The 1,834-nt window shown below is 74.5% G+C and carries 3 protein-coding genes; all 3 read right to left on the bottom strand.

Features of this window, described 5'->3' with window-relative positions; all coding sequences use genetic code 11:
• Positions 1-97: 97 nt before the first annotated feature.
• The gene (locus ACFWP5_RS52385; protein WP_384174530.1) at positions 98-652 is read right to left on the bottom strand and encodes a DUF6668 family protein; all 555 of its coding nucleotides are present in this window, start codon (positions 650-652) and stop codon (positions 98-100) included.
• A 276-nt stretch (positions 653-928) separates the two neighbouring features.
• On the bottom strand, positions 929-1,084 hold the full coding sequence (locus tag ACFWP5_RS52380; RefSeq protein WP_384174527.1) for a hypothetical protein: 156 nt from the start codon (positions 1,082-1,084) through the stop codon (positions 929-931).
• A gap of 65 nt (positions 1,085-1,149) precedes the next feature.
• Positions 1,150-1,722: a hypothetical protein gene (locus ACFWP5_RS52375; protein ID WP_384174525.1), complete on the bottom strand. Its 573-nt coding sequence runs from the start codon at positions 1,720-1,722 to the stop codon at positions 1,150-1,152.
• Positions 1,723-1,834: the final 112 nt, after the last annotated feature.

The raw sequence follows: 1,834 nt of genomic DNA, 5'->3' as shown, positions 1-1,834 counted from the left end.
CCTCTGGTGTTGCCACAGTTGGACGGGTGGGGACCAGGTACGCGGCGGGCTGCGCCGTACCGCCACGACCCGCTCCCGTTTCGTCGGCGAGTGCGGGTCAGCGAGGGTGCCGGAGCGTGCCCGTGAGGCGGGCCAGTGCTTCTGTCTCGCGGGGTGGTTCGCCGGTGAGGTCGCCGACGCGCCAGGCCGGTACCCAGGGCACGCGGTAGACGTCGATCACCGACTCGATGGCCTTGACGTAGTGGGCGAGCTGGCGGGGGAGTCGCCCGGGCGCGTCCGCTACGAGGACTACGGCGTCCAGGTCGAGCCCGGCCGGTGCCTCGCCGCGCCGGAAGACCTCCAGGGCGCGGGAGACGGCGGCCAGCCCGGCGGCGTGCGTGCGGGCGACGAGCAGGACCGACGGCGGGTCCTCGGGGCCCGGCCAGTCGCGTCCGCAGTCCTGGCCGCCGTAGACGGAAGTGAGGGTGGTGACGCCGGTGCCGCCGTGGGTGGCTACCCAGGAGAAGCGGCGTGGACCGGTAGGGGTGCCGGTGGGGATACTGGAGGGGCGCTCCGGTGCTTCCGGTGTCCCTGCGTGCGGGCCGTTGTCCACCGGCAGCGGTACCGGTCCGCGGAGCCAGATCTCCGGGCCCTGCCGTCCAGCTGTCTGCATGACCGAGCTCCTCCCTCGTGGCCCCGCCGCATCCTCACGGCATCCGAACGGGCGCGCGACGGGTCAGGGAACTCCTGGGACGAGGCTGTGACGTCGCGGTGACCTGGGAACCGGGTGGGAGCGGAGAGACTCAACAGTACGCGTAGGAACGGATCTTGACGCTGGGGAGTGCTTGCGCCTACTCCCCGACGGATGCGAGTGAGGGAACCGATGACTCGACTCAGCCGCGAGAAGAAGCGGGAACAGAAGCGAGCCGCACGCTCGGCACCCGCGGCGTCACCCTTCGAGGTACGCGTACCCGTGGACGGCCCGGGCGCCGGCGGTGCCTCCATCGGCGGTGTACCGGTCGCGGTGGCCGCGGGCGAGGAGATCCAGCAGGCGGTCCTGAGCCACCTCCACCGCATCGCCACGGCCACGGGACACTCCGTGCACGCCACGATCCACGACGCTCGGATCGGGTACGTGGTTCCGCTCCAGATCGATCCGGATGGGTCCAGTCACTTCTCGGCGGAGCCGTGGGCGATGGTCGGTGCGGGTGCGGGTGCGGGCGAGGGGGCGGTGCCGGCCGGGTTTCCGCCGCCGCCGCCCGCGCTGCCGCCTGGGGTATCCGCGGGCGGCGTAGAACCGGAATTCGAACCGGAATCGGCGCGGGAACCTGAGGACCGCCGTCTTCCGAGCGGTGACCCGGCGACCCATCGGCTGCGGGCGGTGCCGGAAGGGGAGGTGGTGCCGACCTTCCCGTTGCGGGCGGTGCCCGAGTCGGCGGGGGAGTCGGCGCCGACGTTTCCGCTGCACGCGGTGCCGGAGTCGGCAGAGGGGGGTATGCCGCTGGGCTCGGTCCAGCCGCCGACGGGGGCGTTCGGGCCGCCGCCGATGATGGACGCGGCGCCGGTCGCGGATGCCCCGCCGGTCGCAGACGCCCCGCCCTTCATGGACGCGAGGCCGGCCGCGACGGACGTACCGGATACGGCGTACGCGTCCGACCCGGCGTACGGTCCTGCCCCCGCGCGCTCCCAGTCCGCACCCGCGGCGCCCCTCCACCCCGAACCCGCCCCGGCGCCGCACCCCATCCCCACTCCGGAACGTTGCCCCCCCGCCCCCCCCCCACCCCCCACCCCCCACCCCCCCCCCCCCCCCCCACCCCCCCCCCCACCCCCCGCCCCCCCCCGCGGGGAACCCCCG

Origin of the sequence: Streptomyces sp. NPDC058469, from assembly GCF_042721125.1 — a bacterium.
Taxonomy (GTDB): domain Bacteria; phylum Actinomycetota; class Actinomycetes; order Streptomycetales; family Streptomycetaceae; genus Streptomyces.
The sequence above is the reverse complement of the archived record's forward strand: the minus strand, read 5'-3'. Positions and strand labels throughout refer to the sequence as shown.

Excerpts from the sequence above, each read along its gene's own strand:
- ACFWP5_RS52375 (WP_384174525.1), bottom strand. The coding sequence starts at position 1,722 with ATGGGGTGCGGCGCCGGGGCGGGTTCGGGGTGGAGGGGCGCCGCGGGT.
- ACFWP5_RS52385 (WP_384174530.1), bottom strand. The coding sequence starts at position 652 with ATGCAGACAGCTGGACGGCAGGGCCCGGAGATCTGGCTCCGCGGACCG.